Below are 20,419 nucleotides of genomic sequence, written 5' to 3'. Positions count from 1 at the left end.
CTACGGGCGATGACTCACGGTATGCACACGGACACGCACCCCCCTTACCTCGACGGCGACCGGGGCTGGCGGGACACCGCCACCCGTTACGCCCTGCTTCCGCTCCGCATCTTCCTCGGCGTCACCTTTATCTACGCGGGGCTGGACAAGCTCACGGACAGCGCCTTCATGAAGGACTCCGGGGCGGGCTCGATCGGCGACATGATGCGTGCCGTCCGGGACTCCTCGGCCATCCCGGCCATGGTGGACATGGCCCTGGACAACCCGGTGGCCTTCGGTTACGCCATCGCGTTCGGTGAGCTGGCCGTCGGGATCGGCACTCTCATCGGGCTGTTCGCCCGTCTGGCGGCGCTCGGCGGGGCGTTGATCTCCCTGAGTCTGTGGCTGACGGTGAGCTGGGCCTCCGATCCGTACTACTACGGCAATGACCTCGCCTATCTGATGGCTTGGCTGCCGCTCGTGCTCGCGGGTGCACCCCTTCTGTCGCTGGATGCCGTGTTGCGGGGGCGGCGACGGCAGCGGTTGGGTGGGGGCGGATACCGGTAGGTCTCGTCAGGGGCGTGGGGGTGGTGGGGTTTGGGGGGATCCGCGGTGCTTGCGTATGGACCGGGCCAGTAGTGCTGTCGCGCCTGCCAGGCACAGGCCGCCTATGACCAAGGGGATCACCGTGAACCACGGGGTCTCCCAGGCGTCGCCCGCGTCTCCGGCGTAGACGATGCCCGCGATGGTCAGGAAGGCGCCGGCCACCAGCCTTCCGGGCTGGAACTCATGACGTAGCACGGCTCACCTCCGCCTGTCCGACGCCGACGCTCAGATCGATGTCCAGCGTGCCCGCGCTCTTGGTGCCCGTGGGCGGGTTCAAGGTCAGCTCCTTGTGCTTGCCCGGTGCCACGTCCACGTCCTCCTTGTTCTCGCCCGGCAGCTGGATGTCTCCCACGCCCACGTCGATGCTCACCTTCACGGTCGCGTCCTTCGGGACGATCACCTTGAGTCGGCCTACGCCCACGTCGGCCCGCGTCGTGACGGTTTGTGTCTTCGACAGGTTCAGCCGGGTCAGGTCGAGGGTGCCCACACCGGTGCCCAGGTCGTACTTGTTCTGTACGTCCGCCACGGCCGCGGGGCGCCAGTCCTTTTCGATCCAGTGGGTGCCGATGTCCTTGGGCAGGGCGGCCGAGGCGGCCAGCAGGCCGGCGGTGATGATCGCCAGGAAGACGGAGCCTGCTCCCGTGCGGCCCAGGAACGCGCTGATCGCGATGCCCAGACCTATGACCAGCAGCGCGCAGGCCAGACCCGTCTGGAGGCTGGTGCCGAGCGCCTGGTCCTCCCAGGTGGCGCCCGTGCCGAGGGCGCCGGCGAGGAGGGCCAGCAGGAACACCCAGCCGCCGATCCAGCGGGGGCCCCGGGGCTTGGGCTGCGGGGAGCGGCGGGCCTGTATGTCCTGGCGGCTGCTCCAGGCGCCGCCGAGGCCGATATTGACGGCCGCCGCGATGTCGCGTTCGCGGGAGTCGCGCGGGCCCCAGAGATAGCCGGTGCCGCCCTCGTGCGTGCCGTCCTTGACGATCGGGTCGCGCCACCAGGAGGGGTAGGCGGCGGGGACCGGCGGAGCCTGCGCCTCCGGCGGGGCGTCCGCGACGGCCTGGGCGGCGAGCGGGTCCGGGTCGGGGGTGCCGCGGTGCCGTGACCAGTAGCCGGCGCCGGCCACGAGGAGGGAGAGGACGACGGCGAAGGCCAGCACACCGCCGTTGTTCAGCAGCGTCAGGAACACGCCGCAGCCGACCAGAGCGAACAGCACGGCGGTCAGCGCCTGGCCGTCGACGCGGCCGGTCAGCAGCTTGCGCACCTCGTTCTCGTCCTCGTCGTCGTACGGGACGAAGAGCCAGGCGAAGCCGTAGAAGATGAGGCCTATGCCGCCGGTCGCGGAGAGCACGGCGAGGGTGATCCGGAAGAACACCGGGTCCATGTCGCACTGCCGGCCCAGGCCGGCACAGACGCCGGCCAGCATCTTGTTCCGGCGGTCGCGCCGGAACCTGTGCGGCGGGGCGAGTGCGCCCGCTTCGTCGGGCGCCGCTGTCTCCGCGCCCGCCTGTGCGCGCGGTTCCTCACCCGCGGCGCTCGCGGGTGCCGGGCCGGTCGGCGTGCCCGCGGTGGGCGCGTCGTCCGGCTCGGGCACGGAGTCCGCGGCGTGCTGGTGATCAGTCATGTGTCCATGGTGACGGGCGGGTCGGCTCGGCGGGAGTCGGTATGACCCTGGTCGGACCCTGATATCGGCCCTGAGGTGAGGGAGGGGGGAAGCGTGCGAGGCTGCGGGGGCCGAAGATCAGGGGAGTCTAGGGGGTCGACCCTGATGCTCTGCTCGGCCGGGCGTGTGAACATCGATGGCATGCCGGAAGCCGCAGCAGCGCCACTCGCCGAACCGCGGCCGCCGCGCAAGCTCTACCGCAGCAGTGACGGACGCTGGCTCGGGGGCGTGGCGCGGGGGCTCGCCGGGCATCTCGGCCTGCCCGTCATCTGGGTGCGGCTCGTCTTCGTCGGCCTGTTCATGGCGGACGGCCTCGGTGCGCTGCTGTATGCCGCGTTCTGGTTCTTCGTGCCGCTCGGCCTCGGCGGGGTCGACGCGCAGCGGCCGCCCCCCTTCACCACCGAGACCGCGTCCGACGGCCGCCGCAGACTCGTGGCCCGCAAGCCGGACAAGGGACAGATCGTCGCGCTGCTGCTCATGGTGGCCGTGGCGATGGTCTTCGTCGGCAGCGTGGATCTGGGCAACGGCGCCAAGGCCTATCTGCTGCCCGCCGTCCTCGTCGGCGCCGGCGTCGCCCTGGTCTGGCGACAGGCGGACAACGCCAGGCGGGCCCGCTGGATGGAGGTCGGACGGCGCCGGCGCACCCTCAGCCTGCTGCGGGCAGCGGGCGGCGTCGTCCTCGTCACGGCCGGCGTCTCCGGCATCTTCGTCCTCCAGGGCTCCGCCGCCCACCTCGGCTCCGTCCTCCAGGCGGCGCTCGCGGTCCTCGTCGGTATAACACTGCTCGCGGGGCCGTACCTGGTCCGGATGACCCAGGACCTCTCCGAGGAACGCCTGATGCGCATCCGCGCCCAGGAGCGCGCCGAGGTCGCCGCCCACGTCCATGACTCTGTGCTGCACACCCTGACCCTGATCCAGCGCAACGCCGAGAACGCGAACGAGGTCCGCCGCCTCGCCCGCGCCCAGGAGCGTGACCTGCGCACCTGGCTGTACAAGCCCGAGGGCACCGGCAAGGACGAGGCCGACGAACCCGCCAACCTCGCCGACGCGGTGCGGCGCAACGCCGCCGAGGTGGAGGACAAGCACGGCGTCCCCATAGAGGTCGTGGTCGTCGGCGACTGCCCCCTCGACGAGAGAATCGCCGCACAGATGCAGGCCGCGCGCGAGGCGATGGTGAACGCCGCGAAGTACGGTGGCGAGGGCGGCGCCGTGCAGGTCTACGCCGAGGTGGAGGGAAAGACCGTCTTCGTGTCCGTCCGGGACCGCGGTCCGGGCTTCGACCTCGATTCGATACCCGCCGACCGCATGGGCGTCAGAGAATCGATCATCGGCCGCATGGAGCGCAACGGCGGCACGGCACGGCTGCGGGCGGTGCCCGACGGCGGCACGGAGGTCGAGCTGGAGATGGAGAGGGCGGAGAAGACGTCATGAGCGACCCGACCGAGGCGAGCGAGCCCGTGGAGTCGACCGGCGGGAGCGCTGCCGACCGGCATGTACGCGTGGTCCTCGTCGACGACCACCGCATGTTCCGTACGGGAGTCCAGGCCGAGATCGGCCGGACCGAGCAGACCGGTGTCGAGGTCGTCGGCGAGGCCGCGGACGTCGACCAGGCGGTCACGGTCATCACCGCGACCCGACCCGAGGTCGTCCTGCTCGATGTGCACCTCCCCGGCGGCGGCGGGGTCGAAGTGCTGCGCCGCTGCGCCCCGTTGATGGCGGACGCCGAACAGCCCGTCCGCTTCCTCGCGCTGTCCGTCTCGGACGCCGCGGAGGACGTCATCGGAGTGATCCGGGGCGGTGCGCGCGGATACGTCACGAAGACGATCACCGGGACTGATCTGGTCGACTCCATCTTCCGCGTCCAGGACGGCGACGCGGTGTTCTCGCCGCGCCTCGCCGGGTTCGTCCTGGACGCGTTCGCGTCCACGGACGCGCCGCCGGTCGACGAGGACCTCGACCGCCTCACCCAGCGCGAGCGGGAGGTGCTGCGGCTGATCGCGCGGGGGTACGCGTACAAGGAGATCGCCAAGCAGCTGTTCATCTCCGTCAAGACGGTCGAGTCCCATGTGTCGGCGGTGCTGCGCAAGCTCCAGCTGTCGAACCGGCACGAGCTGACGCGGTGGGCGACGGCACGGCGGCTGGTCTGAGGGCGGGGATCGGTCAGGCCACCCGAGTGTCAGGCCACCCGCGTGGCGCCTGCGAAGGGCATCTCGTCCAGGGGTGCCACCCGGACCGGTGCGGACGGGTTCGGGGCGTGGATCATCTGTCCGTTGCCGATGTACAGGCCCACGTGGCTGATGCCGGAGTAGAAGAACACCAGGTCGCCCGGGAGCAGTTCGGAGCGGGAGACGCGGCGGCCCGCGTCGATCTGGGCGTAGGTCGTACGGGGCAGGGAGACGCCGGCTGCGCGGTAAGCGGCCTGTGTGAGGCCGGAGCAGTCGAAGGCGTTCGGGCCGGTCGCGCCCCAGACGTACGGGCTGCCGAGTTTGGCGTAGGCGTAGGAAACGGCCGCCGCCGCACGGGCGTTGGGGGCCTGGGCGGTGGCGGAGCCGGGGGCGCTCAGGGCGTCGCGGGCGCCGGACAGGGAGGAGCGGGTGGCGCGACCGTCGAGGCGGGCCTGTTCCTCGGCGGTCAGTCGGGTCAGCAGGGTGCGGGCGGAGCCCAGCTTCCCGGTGATCGTTTTCTTGTGCCGCTTCAGCTCGGCCTGGCGGGACTTCAGTGAGGTCAGTTCGATGTGTGCGGCGCCGCGCAGTTGCTCGATCTCGCGCAGCTGCCGGCGGACGCTCTCGACGGACGAGGCCTGCCGGTTGCCGGCGCGTTCGGCGAACTCCGCGCCGTCCAGGTAGCGGTCGGGATCCTCGGAGAGGGCGAGCTGGAGGGCCGGGTCGATGCCGCCGTCGCGGTACTGGGCCGCCGCCATCGAACCGAGTGCTTCTCGCGCGGAGTTGAGCTTCTCCGTCTTGCGGGCGGCCTGGTCCTGGAGTGTTCGGATCTGATTCCGGGCCGCGTCCGCCTGCTCCTTCGCGCCGTTGTACTTCTCGGTGGCGACCTCCGCCTCCTGGTACAGCTTGTCCACCTTCGCCTTCACCTGCGCCGGTGTCAGCTGCGGCTCTGCGTGTCCGGTCCCGTCGAAGCCGGTCGCCGTCGCCGCGCCCGCCAGTGCGATCGTCCATGCCGTGCGGGCCGTGTTGCCGCCGGCCGAGCGCTGACGGGGCTTTCGGTGCGCTGCCACGTGGACTGCACGTCCTTTCGTCCGCCCGCCACGTCCCGTACGTCCGCCAGGGCGGCGCCGGGCGTACTCCGCCCCGGAGGAGCGGCGGGTGTACGACCGCCTGGGGGGAGCGGACGTACACCCGCACGGGGCGGGTCACGCGTCCGGCGGCGGCCCGCACAGGGGGAGCGGGCCGCCGCCGGACCTTTCTCGGCGGTGGTGTCCGACTGCCGCCCCTGGCCCGGGCGGCGGTGGGGAGCCGGCCACCTGGTGAAGGACGCTAAACCTCTCCGTGTCGGGTCGGTGACGGGTTGTGCGGAAGTGCTGGGAGCGGACCGCGGGTGACCGTAAGTGAGCGTGATCCCGGGATGGGGGCGCCTGGTTCACGCTGTGTGCTGACCGAAGTGGCGATTCGGGGGTGGCTGGGGGTGGCGGGGTGCTATGGCGCGCATATATGCGCGGCGGGGAAGGGGAGCGGGGAGGCGGAAGAGGAGCGGGAGGGGGAGGGAGGGGAGTGGGGGGATCGGGGAGCGGAGTGGGGGAGTGGGGAGGGGTGTAGGGCGGTGGGCGGTGGGTTTTTCGTGGTGGTTAGGCTCCGGGGCCATGGACGTACTCATCCATTTGTTCGTCGGGCTGCACATCATCGGCATCGCCGCGTTGCTCGGTGGTTTCTTCACCCAGATGAAGGCGATGGGGCAGGGCACCGCCCGGTTCGTGCCCGCGATGCTGCACGGCGCGCTGACCATGCTGGTCACCGGGGTGATCCTCGTCGGCCTCAATCAGGCGGACGACCAGTCCGTCGACAACATCAAGATCGGTGTGAAGCTGGCGCTGCTGATCGTGATCCTCGGGCTCGTCTATGTGAAGCGGGACGAGGAGACCGTGGACAAGCGGCTGTTCGGGGTGGTGGGGCTGCTGACCGTGGCGAACGTCTTCATCGCTGTGTTGTGGACGTGACGTCGGTTCCGGGGCCGGGGGGACGGGTGGTTCCGGGACCGGGGCGGTGGCTGTGGTTGGTGTAGTTCCAGGCCGCGCCCGCGGCGACCGCCAGCCATGCCGCGACCGCGATCCACGTCAGGGCCTCGCCCGGAGGCTCCAGCCATGAGACGTCCACGGCGGTGCCGACGGAGAGCGTCGCCGCCGCCGTCATGCCCATCGGGAACACCGTCGCCCAGCGGCGGACGTCGTACCGCAGGCGGGGCCAGGCGAACTCGGCGAGGAGCAGGACGGCGTACCAGGCGAGGTCGAGTACGAGCAGCGCGATGGTGACCGTGCGCAGGACGCCGTAGTCGTCGTCGTTCCAGAGGTACAGGCCGGGGCTGTCGGCGGCGAGGAGTTTCGAGCCGGCCAGTGCGGAGATGGCGAGGGCGCCGCCGGCCACCCATTGGTCGCCGGCGCCGCGGGCCAGCTGGCCCGGGTCGAATCGGGGCAGGGCCACGACGTAGAGGACCAGGCCGAGCCAGAAGAACACGAGTGCCGTGTGGGCGAGCCATGCCGTGGCCTCGGCGGCGGCCAGGGTCGCGCCCAGGACCGCCAGGCCCTCTGCGGCCACGCAGCCCAGGAAGACCGCGCCGGGCATGTGCCGGCGCCAGTGGCGCAGGACGGTGAGGAGGAGGCCCGGCCAGAGCAGGGTGGCCAGGGCCAGGAGGGCCTCGGCGAGGGTTACCCAGCCGAGGGTGGTGAAACGGGTGCCGAGCACTGTCGTCGCGGCGATGGCGGTCAGGGCGGCGGGGGTGGCCGCCTCCTTCAGCCATCTCCGGCGGTCCAGGACCAGGCGTGCGGTGAAGTCGCCGGCCAGGGCCAGCCAGGCCGCGCAGGCGAGGGCGAGGGCGATGCGGGAGAGGGTTTCGTAGCCCGTCTGGTGCAGGGCTACCGAGACGATGCCGGTGGCCATGACCGCGGCGCCGGCTGTGGGGGGTCGCTGCGACCACCAGGTGTGGAGGGGGGAGGTGGGGGTCGTGGGGCCGGGCATGGGGCGATGCTATGGAGCGGGGTGGGGGATGAGTGTCCGGCGCGCGCTTGGGTGGGGTGAAATCGCCCGTTGCAGGGGGGTGGGGGCGTGATGCCTGCGGCGGCCCGCTTGTGTGCGGTGGGGGTGCGTGTAGCGCCTGCGGTGGTGTGGTGGGTCGGGGCCGTGCCGGGGGGCGTCCGTCCTCGGTCGGGCGGTTGCCGTCGGGCAGCGAGGCGGGCGTCCGTTGACGCCCGCCGCTGCGGGCGGACACCCCCCGGCACGGCCCCTCACGCCGGAGGGCGACTGCGGCCACGTCTCGATGCAGGCCCACTGCAACGGCCCTTAGGGGCGCGGGGAACTGCGTGACAAGCCGCCACTCGCCGCGTGGCTGTCGTGGGGATCAGGCCGGGCGGACCACGCTGTGGATCGACGACTCGCCGTCGTAGTAGATCGACTCCTCGCGGACGTACGCGCCGGGCTTGGGGGCGTGGATCATCATGCCGTTGCCGATGTAGATGCCCACGTGGGTGACGTCGTCGTAGAAGAAGACCAGGTCTCCGGGCTGGGCGCTGGAGAGGGGGACCGTGGTGCCCGCGTTCACCTGGTCGTAGGTGACGCGGGGGATGTCCACGCCGGCGGCCTTCCAGGCGGCCTGGGTGAGGCCGGAGCAGTCGTAGGAGTCGGGGCCGGTGGCGCCCCAGACGTACGGCTTGCCGATCTGGGAGCGGGAGAAGGCCAGGGCCTTCTCCGCCTTGGCGGCGTAGGAGGAGTCGGCGGTGTCCGAGGACGATGAGTCCGCGCTGCCCGAGTCGGCGGGCGGCTGGGTGCTCTCCTGCTGCTGGGCGGCGGCTTCCTGGCGTTGGCGTTCGGCCTCGGCCTGCTGGCGGGCCAGCTCGGCTGCCTTGCGGGCGGCCTCCTCCTGCTTGCGCTTCTCGATCGCGGCGAGGCGCGCCTTCTCCTCGGCCGTCAGCTTCGAGAGGAGTTCGCGTGCGTCGGAGAGCTTCTGCTGGACGGTGGCCTTGGCGGACTTGAGGTCGTTCTGCGAGTCGGTGAGCGTCTCGAGACTCTGCGTGGCCTCCCGGCGCTTCTGCATCGTCTCGGACTGCTGGGTGAAGTAGTCGTCGACCGACTCCTTCTGACGGCCGGTCATCCGGTCCATCAGCTGGGTCTGGTCGAAGTAGTCCTGCGGGCTGTCCGCCAGGAGGAAGGTCGCGGTGTCGGGGGCCGCGGCACCGGTGCGGTACTGGGCGGCTGCGTTGCGGCCGAGTTCCTCGCGCGCTTCGTTGAGCTTCTGGGTGCGCTGGGCGACGTCGTCGAGGAGGGTGTCGACGCGCTTGCGCTGCTTCGCGGTCTTGTCCTTGGCCGCGTTGTACTTCTCGGTCGCCGACTCCGCCTGGCGGTAGAGGTCGTCGACCTTCTTCTCCACCTCTTCGAGGCTGGGCTTGTCGTCCGTCGACGGGCTGGCGTTGGCCGTCTGGGACAGCAGGGCCACGGAGGTGAGGGCGGCCGTGGCGAGGGCGGGGGTGCGTATGCCTGCTATGCGCGTACCGGCGGGACGCGACTTGCGGTGCGACGCCAAGGGAGGCGACTCCTTCCATGCTCCGCCTACCGAGTTAGCTGTCGGGTTCGGGCGGGTGGTTCGGAAGGGTTGCCCTACGGCCGTTCCCGGGAAGGGAAGTCGGGCCGATTCACCCCAAGTTCGGTGGGTCCCCGGTTCCGGTCACCGTTGGGTGCGCCGGACTCGGCGGAGGCCGTGCGGCCCGGCGACGTTCGCCGGTGGGGGTCGTACGGCCTGCCCGGCACGGTAGCCAACTCGTGTGGCCCCTGTGAAGGTTGATGTTCGATATGCCCGATACATTTTCGTGACCTTGGTTCTGAACGGCGGAGGTGGTGGCTGGTTCGGGTGAGTGTGCGGGGGCTTGGGTTGTGTGGGTGGGGTGGGTGGATTGTGTTGGTTTGGGGGATGGGGAGGTGGTCTGGGGTGGCCGGTTGCGGATTGTGATGGGGGTGTTACGAGGGGTGGTGAGAGGTGGTCGATGGGAGGATCGTTGGGTTGGGGCCGGCGATGTTCCGAGGGTGGGGGCGGGCTGTCAGTGGGGCGGCCTAGACTCGGAGAGCGATGAGCAGCCTCTTTGACGACAGCTTCCTGGCGGACCTCCAGGCCCCTCGGGCCCACGAGGAAGAGCACCCGCCGCCGCCCGAGGACGACCACGCTCCGGAACCGGTTCCGGACGATCTGTTCGGTGGGAAGTTCGACGTGCCACCGGACCGGGACGGTCACTACCGCGACGGCGCCCCGCGGCCGGTCATCGACGCCGCCGCGCTGCTGGAGGGGCTGAACGACAACCAGCGCGCCGCCGTCGTCCACTCCGGCACCCCGCTGCTCATCGTGGCCGGTGCCGGATCCGGCAAGACGCGTGTGCTCACCCATCGCATCGCCCATCTGCTCGCCGAGCGGAATGTGCATCCGGGGCAGATCCTCGCGATCACCTTCACCAACAAGGCCGCGGGCGAGATGAAGGAGCGCGTCGAGCAGCTCGTCGGCCCGCGCGCCAACGCGATGTGGGTGATGACCTTCCACAGCGCGTGTGTGCGCATCCTGCGCCGGGAGAGCAAGAAGCTCGGGTTCACCTCGTCGTTCTCGATCTACGACGCCGCCGACAGCAAGCGGCTCATGGCGCTCGTGTGCCGTGATCTGGATCTCGATCCCAAGCGGTATCCGCCCAAGTCCTTCAGCGCCAAGATCAGCAACCTGAAGAACGAGCTGATCGACGAGGAGGACTTCGCCGCCCAGGCGACGGACGGCTTCGAGAAGACCCTCGCCCAGGCGTACGCCCTGTACCAGTCGCGGTTGCGGGAGGCCAATGCCCTCGACTTCGACGACCTGATCATGACGACGGTCAATCTGCTGCGGGCCTTCCCGGACGTCGCCGAGCACTATCGTCGGCGGTTCAGGCATGTCCTGGTGGATGAGTACCAGGACACCAACCACGCCCAGTACGCGCTGGTGCGCGAGCTCGTCGGGACCAGCGAGCACCCCGTCGACGTGCCGCCGAGCGAGTACGACGTCCCGCCCGCCGAGCTGTGTGTGGTGGGTGACGCCGACCAGTCCATCTATGCCTTCCGGGGTGCCACCATTCGGAACATCCTCCAGTTCGAGGAGGACTACCCGGACGCCACGACGATCCTGCTGGAGCAGAACTACCGGTCGACGCAGACGATCCTGACCGCCGCCAACGCCGTCATCGAGCGCAATGAGTCCCGCAGGCCGAAGAACCTGTGGACCAACGCGGGCGCGGGCGCGCGCATCACGGGGTATGTGGCGGACACCGAGCACGACGAGGCGCAGTTCGTCGCCGACGAGATAGACCGACTGACGGACGCGGGCGACGCGAAGGCCGGCGACGTCGCCGTCTTCTACCGGACGAACGCCCAGTCCCGTGTCTTCGAGGAAGTCTTCATCCGTGTCGGGCTGCCCTACAAGGTCGTCGGCGGGGTGCGCTTCTACGAGCGCAAGGAGGTCCGGGACGTTCTCGCCTATCTGCGGGTGCTGGCCAATCCCGAGGACTCCGTGCCGCTGCGGCGGATCCTGAACGTGCCCAAGCGGGGCATCGGTGAGCGCGCCGAGGCGATGATCGACGCACTGTCGCAGCGGGAGAAGATCAGCTTCCCGCAGGCCCTGAAGCGCGTCGACGAGGCATACGGCATGGCCGCGCGGTCCACCAACGCCGTCAAGCGGTTCAACACGCTGATGGAGGAGCTCCGTACGATCGTCGAGTCGGGGGCCGGACCGGCGACCGTCCTGGAGGCGGTGCTCGAACGGACCGGCTATCTCGCCGAGTTGCAGGCCTCCACCGATCCGCAGGACGAGACCCGCATCGAGAACCTTCAGGAACTCGCCGCCGTCGCCCTGGAGTTCGAGCAGGAGACGGGTGAGGGCGAGGCCGCAGGAGGGCTCTCCGACTTCCTGGAGCGGGTCGCGCTGGTCGCCGACTCCGACCAGATCCCGGACGAGGAGGAGGACGGCTCCGGCGTCATCACCCTGATGACCCTCCACACCGCCAAGGGCCTGGAGTTCCCGGTCGTCTTCCTCACCGGCATGGAGGACGGCGTCTTCCCGCACATGCGCGCCCTCGGCCAGACCAAGGAGCTGGAGGAGGAGCGGCGGCTCGCGTACGTCGGCATCACGCGCGCGCGTGAGCGGCTGTATCTGACGCGCTCGTCGATGCGCAGCGCGTGGGGGCAGCCGTCGTACAACCCGCCGTCCCGCTTCCTGGAGGAGATCCCGGCGGCGCACGTGGACTGGAAGCGTACGGGGGCGACCGCGCCGGTCTCCTCCGGGCCCGCGTCCGGGGTCGCGGCCTCGCTGTCCTCGTCCCGCTCGCGTTCCTCGGCGTCGGGTGCGTCCGGGTTCGCCACGCGCCGCACCTCCGAGAAGCCGGTCGTCCAGCTCGCCGTCGGTGACCGTGTCACGCACGACCAGTTCGGGCTCGGCACGGTGACGGGTGTGAAGGGCACGGGGGCGAACGCCGAGGCGACGATCGACTTCGGGGACACCAAGCCGAAGCGGTTGCTGCTGCGGTACGCGCCCGTGGAGAAGCTCTAGCAACTGTTCCGACAAGTGTGCCCCCGCTGCTGCCGTTGCAGGGCGGGGGCGCGTGCTCAGGCCGTGGCCTCGCCTACGACGGGTCGACCCCGTGGCTGCGCAGCCAGGACAGCGGGTCTATCGCCGAGCCGCCGCCGGGCCGGACCTCGAAGTGCAGGTGCGGGCCCGTCGAGTTGCCGGAGTTGCCCGAGTACGCGATCGGGTCGCCGGCCTTGACCGTCGTACCGGAGGCGACGCGGTAGCTGGAGAGGTGGCAGTACCACGTCTCCGTGCCGTCCTTCGCGGTCACGATCATCATGTTGCCGTAGGCGCTGTTCCACTGCGTGCGGACGGTGCCGTCGGTCGCGGCCATCACCGTCGTGCCGTACGAGACCGGGAAGTCGATGCCGGTGTGCACGGACATCCAGTTGATGCCGGACTGACCGAAGTAGGCGCTGAGGCCGTGCTGGGCGACCGGAACCGCGAACTTCGGGCGCAGCCGCTCCTTGCGGGCCGCCTCCTCGGCGGCCTTGCGCTTCTCGGCCGCCTGCTGCGCCTTGAGGTCGATGCGCTCCTGCGTACGGCTGGCCCGGTCGGCGAAGTCGTCCGCGCCGGCAGAGAGGCTCTCGAGCTGCGTGTCCAGCTTGTTGTTCGCGGTGGACGGCTTCACGGCCTCGCCCTCGGAGGCCAGCGTGGACGCGTCCTTGTCGTCGGTCAGATTGCCGACGGAGGCGGCGGCGATCCCCGCGACGCCCATCACGCAGACCGAGGGCACGGCGATCGTCAGCAGCGCGGAGCGCTTCGGAGGCGTACGGCGGCGGGAGCGCGCCCCGCTGCGGGAGCCGGCGCGGGGGGAGGGGGCCGGTGTGGTCTCCTCCTGGTCGTCGAGGAGGGGGGCCGCGGCGGGGAGTTCACCGGTGGTGGTCAACTCGGCTTCGTGCGGGGCCTGGTCGTCGTACGGGGCCTGGTCGTACGACGTGTGCTCGTCGTACGAGGGGTGCTCTTCATAGCCCGTGTGCTCTTCGTAGGCCGCGTGCTCGTCGTACGCAGGGGCGGTGCCGTGCTCGATCTGGTCGAAGTGCGCGGTCGCCTGCTGGTCGAAGGATTCTGCTGACTGCTCGAAATCGTTGGTGGCCTGCGCCGCGGTGCCGTCGGAGTTCCACTGGGTGGCGTCGTACGCCCCGGTGTCGAAGGCCGCCGTGCCCCACTCCCAGTGCTGGGTCTGGTCGGGCTGGGGGGCGGACTGGTCGGGCTGGAGCCAGGCGTTCGCGTCCCACTGGCCGGAAATGTCATGGCCGTTGGCCTGCTGCGGGACGTAGGCGAGCCGCTCGTGGTCGGTGCCCCAGGCCGCGGTCTCGTACGCGCCGGTGTCATAGGCGGCCTGGTGCTGGGCCGCGTAGGCGTCGTAGTGCGCGGTGTGGTGGCTGCCCGTGGACCACTGGGTGGCGTCGTACGTGCCCGTGCCGTCGCCCGGGAGACTGCCGAACAGGGGGTCCGCGTCGAAGGTCGGGGCGGCGTGACCGGCGGTGGCAAAACCAGTGGCGTCGTAGGTGCCGTAGGTGGTGGAGTCACCGTAGTGGGCTTCCTGCGTGCCGTACGACGCGTAGTGCGCCGAGGCGGCGTCAGGAGCCGGAGTCGGAGACGTCATGGTCCCCGACGGGTGACGATCGTTCACCAACTTCTCTCTCGCCTCGACTACAGGGGCTGCCAGAGCAGTGCGGCGACTGTACCCGGCAGTACGCGGGCACGACAATCTTCGGCAGGTTTTGCGCGCGCAGGAAACGGGCATTCGGCCGTGTTTTGGCGGACTGCGGGCGCGATGTTGGCCTTGTGTTCGAAGATTGTTCGATGTCGGACCGCTGTCCTGAGGCTGTGCGGAGGCGGGTTCGCGGGGCGGCGGCGGGTGTCGCCGGGGTGGTTACGCCACTGTCATGCCGTCGGTCTGGGCGACCGCCGCGGCTCCGGTGCGAGGTGAGTCGAGGGCCTGCCGTATCCCGGTCGCGACGGCGGGGTGCACCGGCAGGGCGAGGTGGCCGACGCCGCTCACGCGGACGTTCTGCGCCATCAGGTCCGGGTGGGCGATGCAGGCCGTCTCCAGCGGGTCCATCAGATGGTCGAGGTCGCTCCAGAAGCTCACGAAGTGCGTACGGCAGCCCGGTGCCGGGCGGGCCAGCTCCTCGAGGATGGGCGAGCCGGGGCGCATCTGGCGCACGATGGGGTGCGCGTTCGCCAGCGGGACGACACTTGTGCCGGAGTGTGGCGTGCCGAGGGTGACGAGGGTGCGGACCCTGTGGTCGCCGCCGAGGCGCTGCACGTAGTAACGCGCTATCAGCCCGCCGAGGCTGTGTCCGACGACGTCGACCTGCCTGCTGCCGGTGCGCTCGCAGATCCCCTCTATGTGCCGGCCGAGCAGTTCGGCGGCGGTGCGGATGTCGCAGGTCAAGGGGGAGTAGTTGAGGGACTCGACCTGGTGCCTGCCGTGCTGGGCGAGGTTGCGGCGCAGCAGGACGAAGACCGAGCGGTTGTCTATGAAGCCGTGCAGCAGGACGACGGGCGGATTGGTCTCCGTCGGCAGCTTGGCGGTGTCCGGGGAGGGGAGCGTGGGGGTGGCGCGGCGCTCCTGGGCGATGCCGGAGGGGTAGAGCAGGAGATGGCCGGCGAGGATCGCGATCTCCAGGGCGGTCGCCTTCAGCAGGGCCAGGGAGAGGCCGGCGAGCCTGCTCGGGAGCAGGCGCCGGTAGAGCGGGAGAAAGGGGAGTGCTGTCCCGGTGACCTTCATGGCCGACCTCCTTGTGGCACGCAGGAGGACGGCTCCGGCCCCCGTGTGCCCTCGTGGGAAGTCGCGGCCGAGGCGGCCGGTGGGGTAGGGCAAGGGCGCGTGGGGCGGGCGAGGCGCGCGGTGCGCGGGCCGGCCCTGGTGGCCGTGGTGCGCCGATGACCCGACGGGGCTCCCTGCCGGTGTGACGACGAGGCTTCCCCGCTGTCGTGCCTTACCTGCCCTACGTGCCCTTCGTACCACCGTCGACCCGCCGCACCGCCACGTCGCGCGGCCTGCGGCGCGGTGGTGCGGCGACCTCGTTGCGGCTCCCGTTGCGCTTGGTCCCGCTGCGACGCGTGCACCGCAGACTCCTGCGGCCCGTGTGCCGCAGAGATATGGAACGGTGCGCGGCGAACGTGTCCCACCGTGTGATTTCCCCCTCGGTCTGCACCGCGAAACTGCCGGTTGCGGGATGCTGGCGATAACGTTCGTTCACTTCTCCGGGCGGCGTGGCCCGGGGCGTCCGTACCGAGGGCGCGTCCGACGCGGTGAGCGGCGGAAATGTGCGATAGGCGCACCATGTATGACATGTGTCGTGAGTGCGGCATAACTCATACATGAGCAGTTCCTGTCGGTACGGATGGATGTAGTCGCTTCATGGAGGCAGTGATGGGTGTGGCAGCCGGTCCGATCCGCGTGGTGGTGGCCAAGCCGGGACTCGACGGCCACGATCGTGGGGCCAAGGTGATCGCGCGGGCGCTGCGCGACGCCGGTATGGAGGTCATCTACACCGGGCTTCACCAGACCCCCGAGCAGATCGTCGACACGGCGATCCAGGAGGACGCCGACGCGATCGGTCTGTCCATCCTCTCCGGGGCCCACAACACTCTCTTCGCCGCCGTGATCGAGCTCCTCAAGGAGCGCGAGGCGGAGGACATCCTCGTCTTCGGCGGCGGGATCATTCCCGAGGCGGACATCGCCCCGCTGAAGGAGAAGGGAGTCGCGGAGATCTTCACGCCGGGCGCCACCACGCAGGCGATCGTGGACTGGGTGCGGGCGAACGTGCGTCAGCCGGCTGCCTCCGGCGGCTGAGCCGATTTCCTGTGCGGGTGAGTGGGGGCGGCCGGTGTCCGGGGGCTTCGCCCCTGGACACCCGATCGGCCTGAACGACCGCGTCCTCACCCGCCGGACGGGTTGATGTCGCCCAGCTCCTCGATCATGGCCGCCCGCATCCGCAGCGTCGTCACCAGCCGCTGGAACGCCTCCGCCCAATAGCCTCCGGCCCCCGGCGACGCGTCCTCGGGTTCGTCCGGTACCGCCAGCAGGCCGTCCAGCCGGCTCGCCTCCGCCGGGTCGAGGCAGCGCTCGGCCAGGCCCATCACTCCGCTGAAACTCCATGGATAACTCCCCGCGTCCCGGGCGATGTTGAGCGCGTCCACGACCGCCCGCCCGAGCGGCGCGGCCCAGGGCACCGTGCACACCCCGAGCAGCTGGAACGCCTCCGACAGACCGTGCGTCGCGATGAACCCGGCCACCCACTCGGCCCGCTCGGCCGAGCTCAGCGTGCCCAGCAGCTTCGCCCGCTCGGCCAGGGACACCGCCCCCGGACCGCCGGCCTCCGGGGCGGAGGGCGACCCGAGCAGTGCCCTGGCCCACTCGGCGTCCCGCTGCCGTACGGCCGCCCGGCACCATGCCGCGTGCAGCTCGGCCTGCCAGTCGTCGGTCACCGGGAGTGCCACGAGCTCCCCGGGCGTACGTCCGCCGAGCCGCCTCGCCCAGGTGCCGAGCGGTGTCGCCTCCACCAACTGGCCGAACCACCAGGACCGTTCACCCCGGCCCGCCGGAGCCTTGGCCACCACGCCGTCGCGCTCCATGCCCGCGTCGCACTCGTGAGGTGCCTCGACGGTGATCGTCGGCGCCTCACTCGTGTGATCCAGCGCCACGCAGGCCCCGGCGCGCACCGCCATCCGGGCCGCGAGCGCCGAACCCGGCAGCGCCGACAGCAACTCCGCCGCCGTGGCTCGGACATTACGGCTCCGGTCGGTCAGGGCCTGCTCCAGGAACGGCTCGTCCTGCGGGCGGAGCCCCATGCGCAGCGAGTCGAGGAACATCAGCCGGTCCTCGGCCCGCTCCGTCGCCCACGTGGTGATGAGCAGCTCTCGTGCGGCTTCGGGATCACGGGCGCGTATCGCGGCGAGCAGGGCGACCCGCTCCGCGAACAGGCCCTCCTGCCAGAGCTGTCGGACCTTGGCCGGGTCGTCGAGATGCGGCAGCGCGGCGCCCCCGCCCGGGCTCGCGCGCAGGGCGAAGCGCCAGTCCGGGTTGAGGCGGGCCAGCCACACCGCGCGCGGGCCCGCGAAGGTCAGCGCCGCCGGGCGCAGATCCGTACGCCCACGTGCCGCGTCCAGCAGCGCGGGCAGCACCTCGGGAGGTGGCGCGAGACCACGGTCGTTCGCCCGCGCGAGCCACTCCGGCAGCAGCTCCACGAGGTCCGGGGCGGTGCCTCTGCGGCCGCCACCGCCCGCACCGGGACGGTCGGCCAGCAGCATCGCCAGCCTGCGGGCGGCGGCAGGGGGAAGCGTCGGCCGGGCGTCCTCGGGGGCCTGCTGCGGCCGCTCGGCCGCCCGTGCCGGTCGCAGCCCCGCCCGCCGCCGTACGGTCTCCACGGCCGCCGCGTCCAGCAGTGCCACCGGCGCCTCCCGGCCCGGCGGACAGCCCGGCGGCGTACGCCGGTCCGTCCCGAGCAGCGCCGCTGTGACGAGTTCCTCCCAGGCGCTCGGCGCGGGTGAATCCACGGGAACGGAGGGACTGTTCATGAGGTTCGTTCCTCTCTGCCTTCGTGTGCTGGGCGCCGTCTTCGTGTGCTGGGAGTGCCGTGGAGTGAGCGGGGGTCGGGAGGGTAGAGAGGCTTCGCTCGGTGATCAGCTGAGCTGTACGGCCTCGCCCGCCCCCTCCGGCCAGGCCGTGAGCGGGGTGAAGCCGCGGTGGCCGCACTCGCCGAACACCTTCACCGGCGCGCCGCCCGACAGCGCGACCAGACGCCACAGGCCCGGGCGGGCGCGTGCGGCCGGGGTGAGCGGCAGCGCGGTGTCCGCGTCGGCGTCCGCCAGCTGCCACGAGCTGCCGTCCGGCGCCGGTATGACCCGGTCCAGGGTCACCGGGACGGAGTCCAGCCATGGATCGTCGCGGAGCGCTTCGCCGTAGCGCGCGGTCGCCTCGGCCGTCGTCACGCCGGGCGGCCGTATCGACGCGGGTGCGGGCGGTGCGAACTGCTCGCCCAGGGACGCCCGCGACTGGCCCGCCCCGGGGTACGCCGACAGCTCCGCCTCCAGGGCCAGACCCACCGGAAGCGTCAGCTCGGGGGCACGGCCGGCCGCGCCGTACGAGAGGAGCAGCGCGGTACGGCCCGAGTCGGCGCCGTGCAGCCAGATCCGGCGCGTCGTGAGCTTCACGTCGGCCGTGTCGTACTGGGCGAGGACCAGCCAGCGGTCCCGGACCGGCGGGCCGACCGCCGATGCGGGCAGGCCGATGCGGGAGCGGACCGTGTCCGCCAGGCCGTCGGGCAGCCCCTCGCGGCGCAGCCAGCCCTGGTCGAGGAGATGGAGCAGGGCGCACTCCTCCAGCAGACGCACCGGCCAGCCGGGACCGGACGCCGGGATCGCCCCCAACTCCCGTACGCGCGCCGCCAGTCCCGGCGCCTGGGCGTCGACCATGCGGGCCGCCGTCTCCTCCCACAGCCCGTACCCCGCCTGCTCGGCGCCGGCCAGGCCGCCGCGCAGCAGGTCCGTCAGGCGCTGCTCCAGCTCCGTCGCCCCCACGGTGACGCGCACGGCCCGGCGCTCCGCCCTGCGCCGCGCCGCCTCCGGATCAGCGGACGCCGACGAGGAACCGGACGCTCCCGCCGTCCCCTTCTCCTCGGCGCGCTGCCTTCTCCCCTTTATCCACTGCTCCGCCCAGTCCGGTGGCCCCGCCGCGGTCGGCACCGCGCCGTCCCCGCCCGCCCAGAGCAGCAGCAGCCCGAGTGCGTGCTTGCACGGGAACTTCCGGCTCGGGCAACTGCACTTGTACGCGGGCCCGGACGCGTCCGCGATGTCGATGACCGTCTGATACGGCTTGCTGCCACTGCCCTTGCACAGCCCCCACACCGTCCCTTCGTCGGCACTCCCCGCCTCGGACCACGGCCCCGCCGCTCCGAGTTTGCTTCCCGCTTTGCGTGACGCGGCGTCAGGCGCCAGTGCCAGCACCTGGTCCGCAGTCCAGCGCACCCCCTGCTGAGTCATGTCATCGAAGGTAGATCCCCCCACTGACAATCGGCCGGGGCGGCGGCCCCGGCGGCGGAGCCGTGAGGGCGTTTGCGCAGGTCGGAACGCATTGTCAGTGGCGTGGTGCACCGTGGTTGCCAGATCCGAAACGGCTGAACCGGCCGAGCTGGAGGGGGACTTTGCCATGCCTGTGTCCGTAGAACCGACATCCGCCGAGATGAGGGGCACGGAACCGACCGAGGCGTTGCGACCGCATGCCGAGGACGCCTTCGCCCATGAACTCGCCGCGCTGGCCGCGCAGGACGACCGCCCGCGTCCGGCCCGCTGGAAGCTGTCGCCGTGGGCCGTGGCCACGTATCTGCTCGGCGGCACCCTGACGGACGGCACGGTGATCACACCGAAGTACGTGGGCCCGCGCCGCCTCGTCGAGGTCGCGGTCACCACACTCGCCACCGACCGCGCCCTGCTCCTGCTCGGCGTCCCCGGTACCGCGAAGACCTGGGTCTCCGAGCACCTGGCCGCAGCGGTCAGCGGCGACTCGACACTGCTCGTGCAGGGCACGGCCGGCACCCCGGAGGAGGCGATCCGGTACGGCTGGAACTACGCGCAGCTGCTCGCACACGGTCCGAGCCGTGACGCCCTCGTGCCCAGCCCCGTCATGCGGGCCATGTCGGAGGGGATGACGGCCCGGGTCGAGGAGCTGACCCGTATTCCGGCCGACGTGCAGGACACGCTGATCACGATCCTGTCGGAGAAAACGCTGCCGATACCGGAGCTGGGACAGGAGGTGCAGGCGGTCCGCGGCTTCAACCTCATCGCCACGGCCAACGACCGCGACCGCGGGGTCAACGACCTCTCCAGCGCGCTGCGCCGCCGCTTCAACACGGTCGTGCTGCCGCTGCCGGCCAGCGCCGAGGCCGAGGTGGACATCGTCTCCCGCCGCGTCGACCAGATCGGCCGCTCGCTCGACCTGCCGACCGTGCCCGACGGCATCGACGAGATCCACCGTGTCGTCACCGTCTTCCGCGAGCTGCGCGACGGGGTCACCTCCGACGGCCGCACGAAACTGAAGTCGCCCAGCGGCACGCTGTCGACGGCCGAGGCGATCTCCGTCGTCACCAACGGCCTCGCCCTGGCCGCGCACTTCGGCGACGGGGTGCTGCGCCCCGGCGACGTCGCCGCGGGCATTCTCGGCGCCGTCGTCCGCGACCCCGCCGCCGACCGCGTCATCTGGCAGGAGTACCTGGAGGCAGTGGTGCGTGAACGGGACGGCTGGACCGACTTCTACCGGGCCTGTCGAGAGGTGAGCGCGTGAACGACGAGGACGACCTCGGTTGGGGCCGCCCGGGCGGAGGCTCGGGCGGGAGCGGGTCCGTTGCGGTGGCGGAACAGCGGAAGGCCGCGACCGTGATC

Annotated in this window: 16 protein-coding genes and 1 riboswitch; of the genes, 7 read left to right on the top strand and 9 right to left on the bottom strand. The window is 71.3% G+C overall.

Going from position 1 to position 20,419, the window contains the following annotated elements; translation table 11 throughout:
• The first annotated feature begins 9 nt into the window (after positions 1–9).
• Positions 10–546, top strand: a complete 537-nt coding sequence (locus ACFPQ9_RS16490) for a DoxX family protein (RefSeq protein WP_380853373.1) — start codon at positions 10–12, stop codon at positions 544–546.
• A gap of 6 nt (positions 547–552) precedes the next feature.
• Here ACFPQ9_RS16490 and ACFPQ9_RS16485 read toward each other — a convergent pair whose 3' ends face one another.
• Both ACFPQ9_RS16485 and ACFPQ9_RS16480 read right to left on the bottom strand, forming a co-directional pair.
• Positions 553–780 carry a hypothetical protein gene (locus tag ACFPQ9_RS16485; protein ID WP_380853371.1) on the bottom strand — a complete coding sequence of 76 codons (228 nt, stop codon included), beginning with the start codon at positions 778–780 and terminating at the stop codon, positions 553–555.
• Positions 767–2,200 carry a PspC domain-containing protein gene (locus ACFPQ9_RS16480; protein WP_380853369.1) on the bottom strand — a complete coding sequence of 478 codons (1,434 nt, stop codon included), beginning with the start codon at positions 2,198–2,200 and terminating at the stop codon, positions 767–769. Before ACFPQ9_RS16480 ends, ACFPQ9_RS16485 begins: the two co-directional genes overlap by 14 nt.
• A gap of 180 nt (positions 2,201–2,380) precedes the next feature.
• Between ACFPQ9_RS16480 and ACFPQ9_RS16475 the strand changes: the two genes are divergently transcribed.
• Together ACFPQ9_RS16475 and ACFPQ9_RS16470 are read left to right on the top strand one after the other, a co-directional pair.
• Positions 2,381–3,670, top strand: coding sequence for an ATP-binding protein (locus ACFPQ9_RS16475; protein ID WP_380853367.1), 1,290 nt, complete (start codon positions 2,381–2,383; stop codon positions 3,668–3,670).
• On the top strand, positions 3,667–4,386 hold the full coding sequence (locus tag ACFPQ9_RS16470) for a LuxR C-terminal-related transcriptional regulator (protein WP_380853365.1): 720 nt from the start codon (positions 3,667–3,669) through the stop codon (positions 4,384–4,386). The genes ACFPQ9_RS16475 and ACFPQ9_RS16470 overlap by 4 nt, the downstream gene beginning before the upstream one ends.
• 29 nt (positions 4,387–4,415) lie before the next feature.
• On the opposite strand, the gene ACFPQ9_RS16465 is transcribed toward ACFPQ9_RS16470, so the two are convergent.
• Positions 4,416–5,471 (bottom strand): C40 family peptidase, encoded by a 1,056-nt coding sequence (locus ACFPQ9_RS16465; RefSeq protein WP_380853363.1) that lies wholly within the window; start codon positions 5,469–5,471, stop codon positions 4,416–4,418.
• A 582-nt stretch (positions 5,472–6,053) separates the two neighbouring features.
• On the opposite strand from ACFPQ9_RS16465, the gene ACFPQ9_RS16460 reads away from it, so the two are divergent.
• Positions 6,054–6,407: a hypothetical protein gene (locus ACFPQ9_RS16460; RefSeq protein ID WP_380853361.1), complete on the top strand. Its 354-nt coding sequence runs from the start codon at positions 6,054–6,056 to the stop codon at positions 6,405–6,407.
• Here ACFPQ9_RS16460 and ACFPQ9_RS16455 read toward each other — a convergent pair.
• The gene (locus tag ACFPQ9_RS16455; protein ID WP_380853359.1) at positions 6,385–7,422 is read right to left on the bottom strand and encodes a tellurite resistance/C4-dicarboxylate transporter family protein; all 1,038 of its coding nucleotides are present in this window, start codon (positions 7,420–7,422) and stop codon (positions 6,385–6,387) included. The genes ACFPQ9_RS16460 and ACFPQ9_RS16455 overlap by 23 nt on opposite strands.
• Before the next feature lie 379 nt (positions 7,423–7,801).
• Entirely contained in the window at positions 7,802–8,980 is a 1,179-nt protein-coding gene (locus ACFPQ9_RS16450; RefSeq protein ID WP_380853357.1) for a C40 family peptidase, read from the bottom strand.
• A gap of 8 nt (positions 8,981–8,988) precedes the next feature.
• Positions 8,989–9,158: riboswitch (cyclic di-AMP (ydaO/yuaA leader) on the bottom strand.
• Between the two features lie 362 nt (positions 9,159–9,520).
• Between ACFPQ9_RS16450 and pcrA the strand changes: the two genes are divergently transcribed.
• Entirely contained in the window at positions 9,521–12,007 is a 2,487-nt protein-coding gene (pcrA, locus tag ACFPQ9_RS16445) for a DNA helicase PcrA (RefSeq protein ID WP_380853355.1), read from the top strand.
• Between the two features lie 73 nt (positions 12,008–12,080).
• Here pcrA and ACFPQ9_RS16440 read toward each other — a convergent pair whose 3' ends face one another.
• Together ACFPQ9_RS16440 and ACFPQ9_RS16435 are read right to left on the bottom strand one after the other, a co-directional pair.
• Positions 12,081–13,634 (bottom strand): M23 family metallopeptidase, encoded by a 1,554-nt coding sequence (locus ACFPQ9_RS16440; RefSeq protein ID WP_380853353.1) that lies wholly within the window; start codon positions 13,632–13,634, stop codon positions 12,081–12,083.
• A 270-nt stretch (positions 13,635–13,904) separates the two neighbouring features.
• Complete coding sequence (locus tag ACFPQ9_RS16435; protein WP_380853351.1) at positions 13,905–14,765, bottom strand: lipase family alpha/beta hydrolase; 861 nt, start codon at positions 14,763–14,765, stop codon at positions 13,905–13,907.
• A gap of 648 nt (positions 14,766–15,413) precedes the next feature.
• On the opposite strand from ACFPQ9_RS16435, the gene ACFPQ9_RS16430 reads away from it, so the two are divergent.
• Positions 15,414–15,836 (top strand): cobalamin B12-binding domain-containing protein, encoded by a 423-nt coding sequence (locus ACFPQ9_RS16430; protein ID WP_380853349.1) that lies wholly within the window; start codon positions 15,414–15,416, stop codon positions 15,834–15,836.
• Between the two features lie 86 nt (positions 15,837–15,922).
• On the opposite strand, the gene ACFPQ9_RS16425 is transcribed toward ACFPQ9_RS16430, so the two are convergent.
• Positions 15,923–17,560: a DUF5691 domain-containing protein gene (locus ACFPQ9_RS16425; protein ID WP_380853347.1), complete on the bottom strand. Its 1,638-nt coding sequence runs from the start codon at positions 17,558–17,560 to the stop codon at positions 15,923–15,925.
• A gap of 105 nt (positions 17,561–17,665) precedes the next feature.
• Complete coding sequence (locus ACFPQ9_RS16420) at positions 17,666–19,024, bottom strand: SWIM zinc finger family protein (RefSeq protein WP_380853345.1); 1,359 nt, start codon at positions 19,022–19,024, stop codon at positions 17,666–17,668.
• Between the two features lie 166 nt (positions 19,025–19,190).
• On the opposite strand from ACFPQ9_RS16420, the gene ACFPQ9_RS16415 reads away from it, so the two are divergent.
• Positions 19,191–20,321 carry an ATP-binding protein gene (locus ACFPQ9_RS16415; protein ID WP_380853343.1) on the top strand — a complete coding sequence of 377 codons (1,131 nt, stop codon included), beginning with the start codon at positions 19,191–19,193 and terminating at the stop codon, positions 20,319–20,321.
• Positions 20,322–20,419: the final 98 nt, after the last annotated feature.

The organism is Streptomyces coerulescens (genome assembly GCF_042657965.1).
In the GTDB taxonomy this organism is placed as follows: Bacteria; Actinomycetota; Actinomycetes; order Streptomycetales; family Streptomycetaceae; genus Streptomyces; species Streptomyces coerulescens.
Note: the sequence above shows the minus strand (reverse complement) of the source record. Positions and strands in the feature narration are given on the sequence as shown.

Coding starts and splice junctions, on each gene's coding strand:
- ACFPQ9_RS16490 (WP_380853373.1), top strand. CDS start 10: ATGACTCACGGTATGCACACGGACACGCACCCCCCTTACCTCGACGGC.
- ACFPQ9_RS16480 (WP_380853369.1), bottom strand. CDS start 2,200: ATGACTGATCACCAGCACGCCGCGGACTCCGTGCCCGAGCCGGACGAC.
- ACFPQ9_RS16475 (WP_380853367.1), top strand. CDS start 2,381: ATGCCGGAAGCCGCAGCAGCGCCACTCGCCGAACCGCGGCCGCCGCGC.
- ACFPQ9_RS16470 (WP_380853365.1), top strand. CDS start 3,667: ATGAGCGACCCGACCGAGGCGAGCGAGCCCGTGGAGTCGACCGGCGGG.
- ACFPQ9_RS16460 (WP_380853361.1), top strand. CDS start 6,054: ATGGACGTACTCATCCATTTGTTCGTCGGGCTGCACATCATCGGCATC.
- ACFPQ9_RS16455 (WP_380853359.1), bottom strand. CDS start 7,422: ATGCCCGGCCCCACGACCCCCACCTCCCCCCTCCACACCTGGTGGTCG.
- pcrA (WP_380853355.1), top strand. CDS start 9,521: ATGAGCAGCCTCTTTGACGACAGCTTCCTGGCGGACCTCCAGGCCCCT.
- ACFPQ9_RS16440 (WP_380853353.1), bottom strand. CDS start 13,634: ATGACGTCTCCGACTCCGGCTCCTGACGCCGCCTCGGCGCACTACGCG.
- ACFPQ9_RS16435 (WP_380853351.1), bottom strand. CDS start 14,765: ATGAAGGTCACCGGGACAGCACTCCCCTTTCTCCCGCTCTACCGGCGC.
- ACFPQ9_RS16430 (WP_380853349.1), top strand. CDS start 15,414: ATGGGTGTGGCAGCCGGTCCGATCCGCGTGGTGGTGGCCAAGCCGGGA.
- ACFPQ9_RS16425 (WP_380853347.1), bottom strand. CDS start 17,560: ATGAACAGTCCCTCCGTTCCCGTGGATTCACCCGCGCCGAGCGCCTGG.
- ACFPQ9_RS16420 (WP_380853345.1), bottom strand. CDS start 19,024: ATGACTCAGCAGGGGGTGCGCTGGACTGCGGACCAGGTGCTGGCACTG.
- ACFPQ9_RS16415 (WP_380853343.1), top strand. CDS start 19,191: ATGCCTGTGTCCGTAGAACCGACATCCGCCGAGATGAGGGGCACGGAA.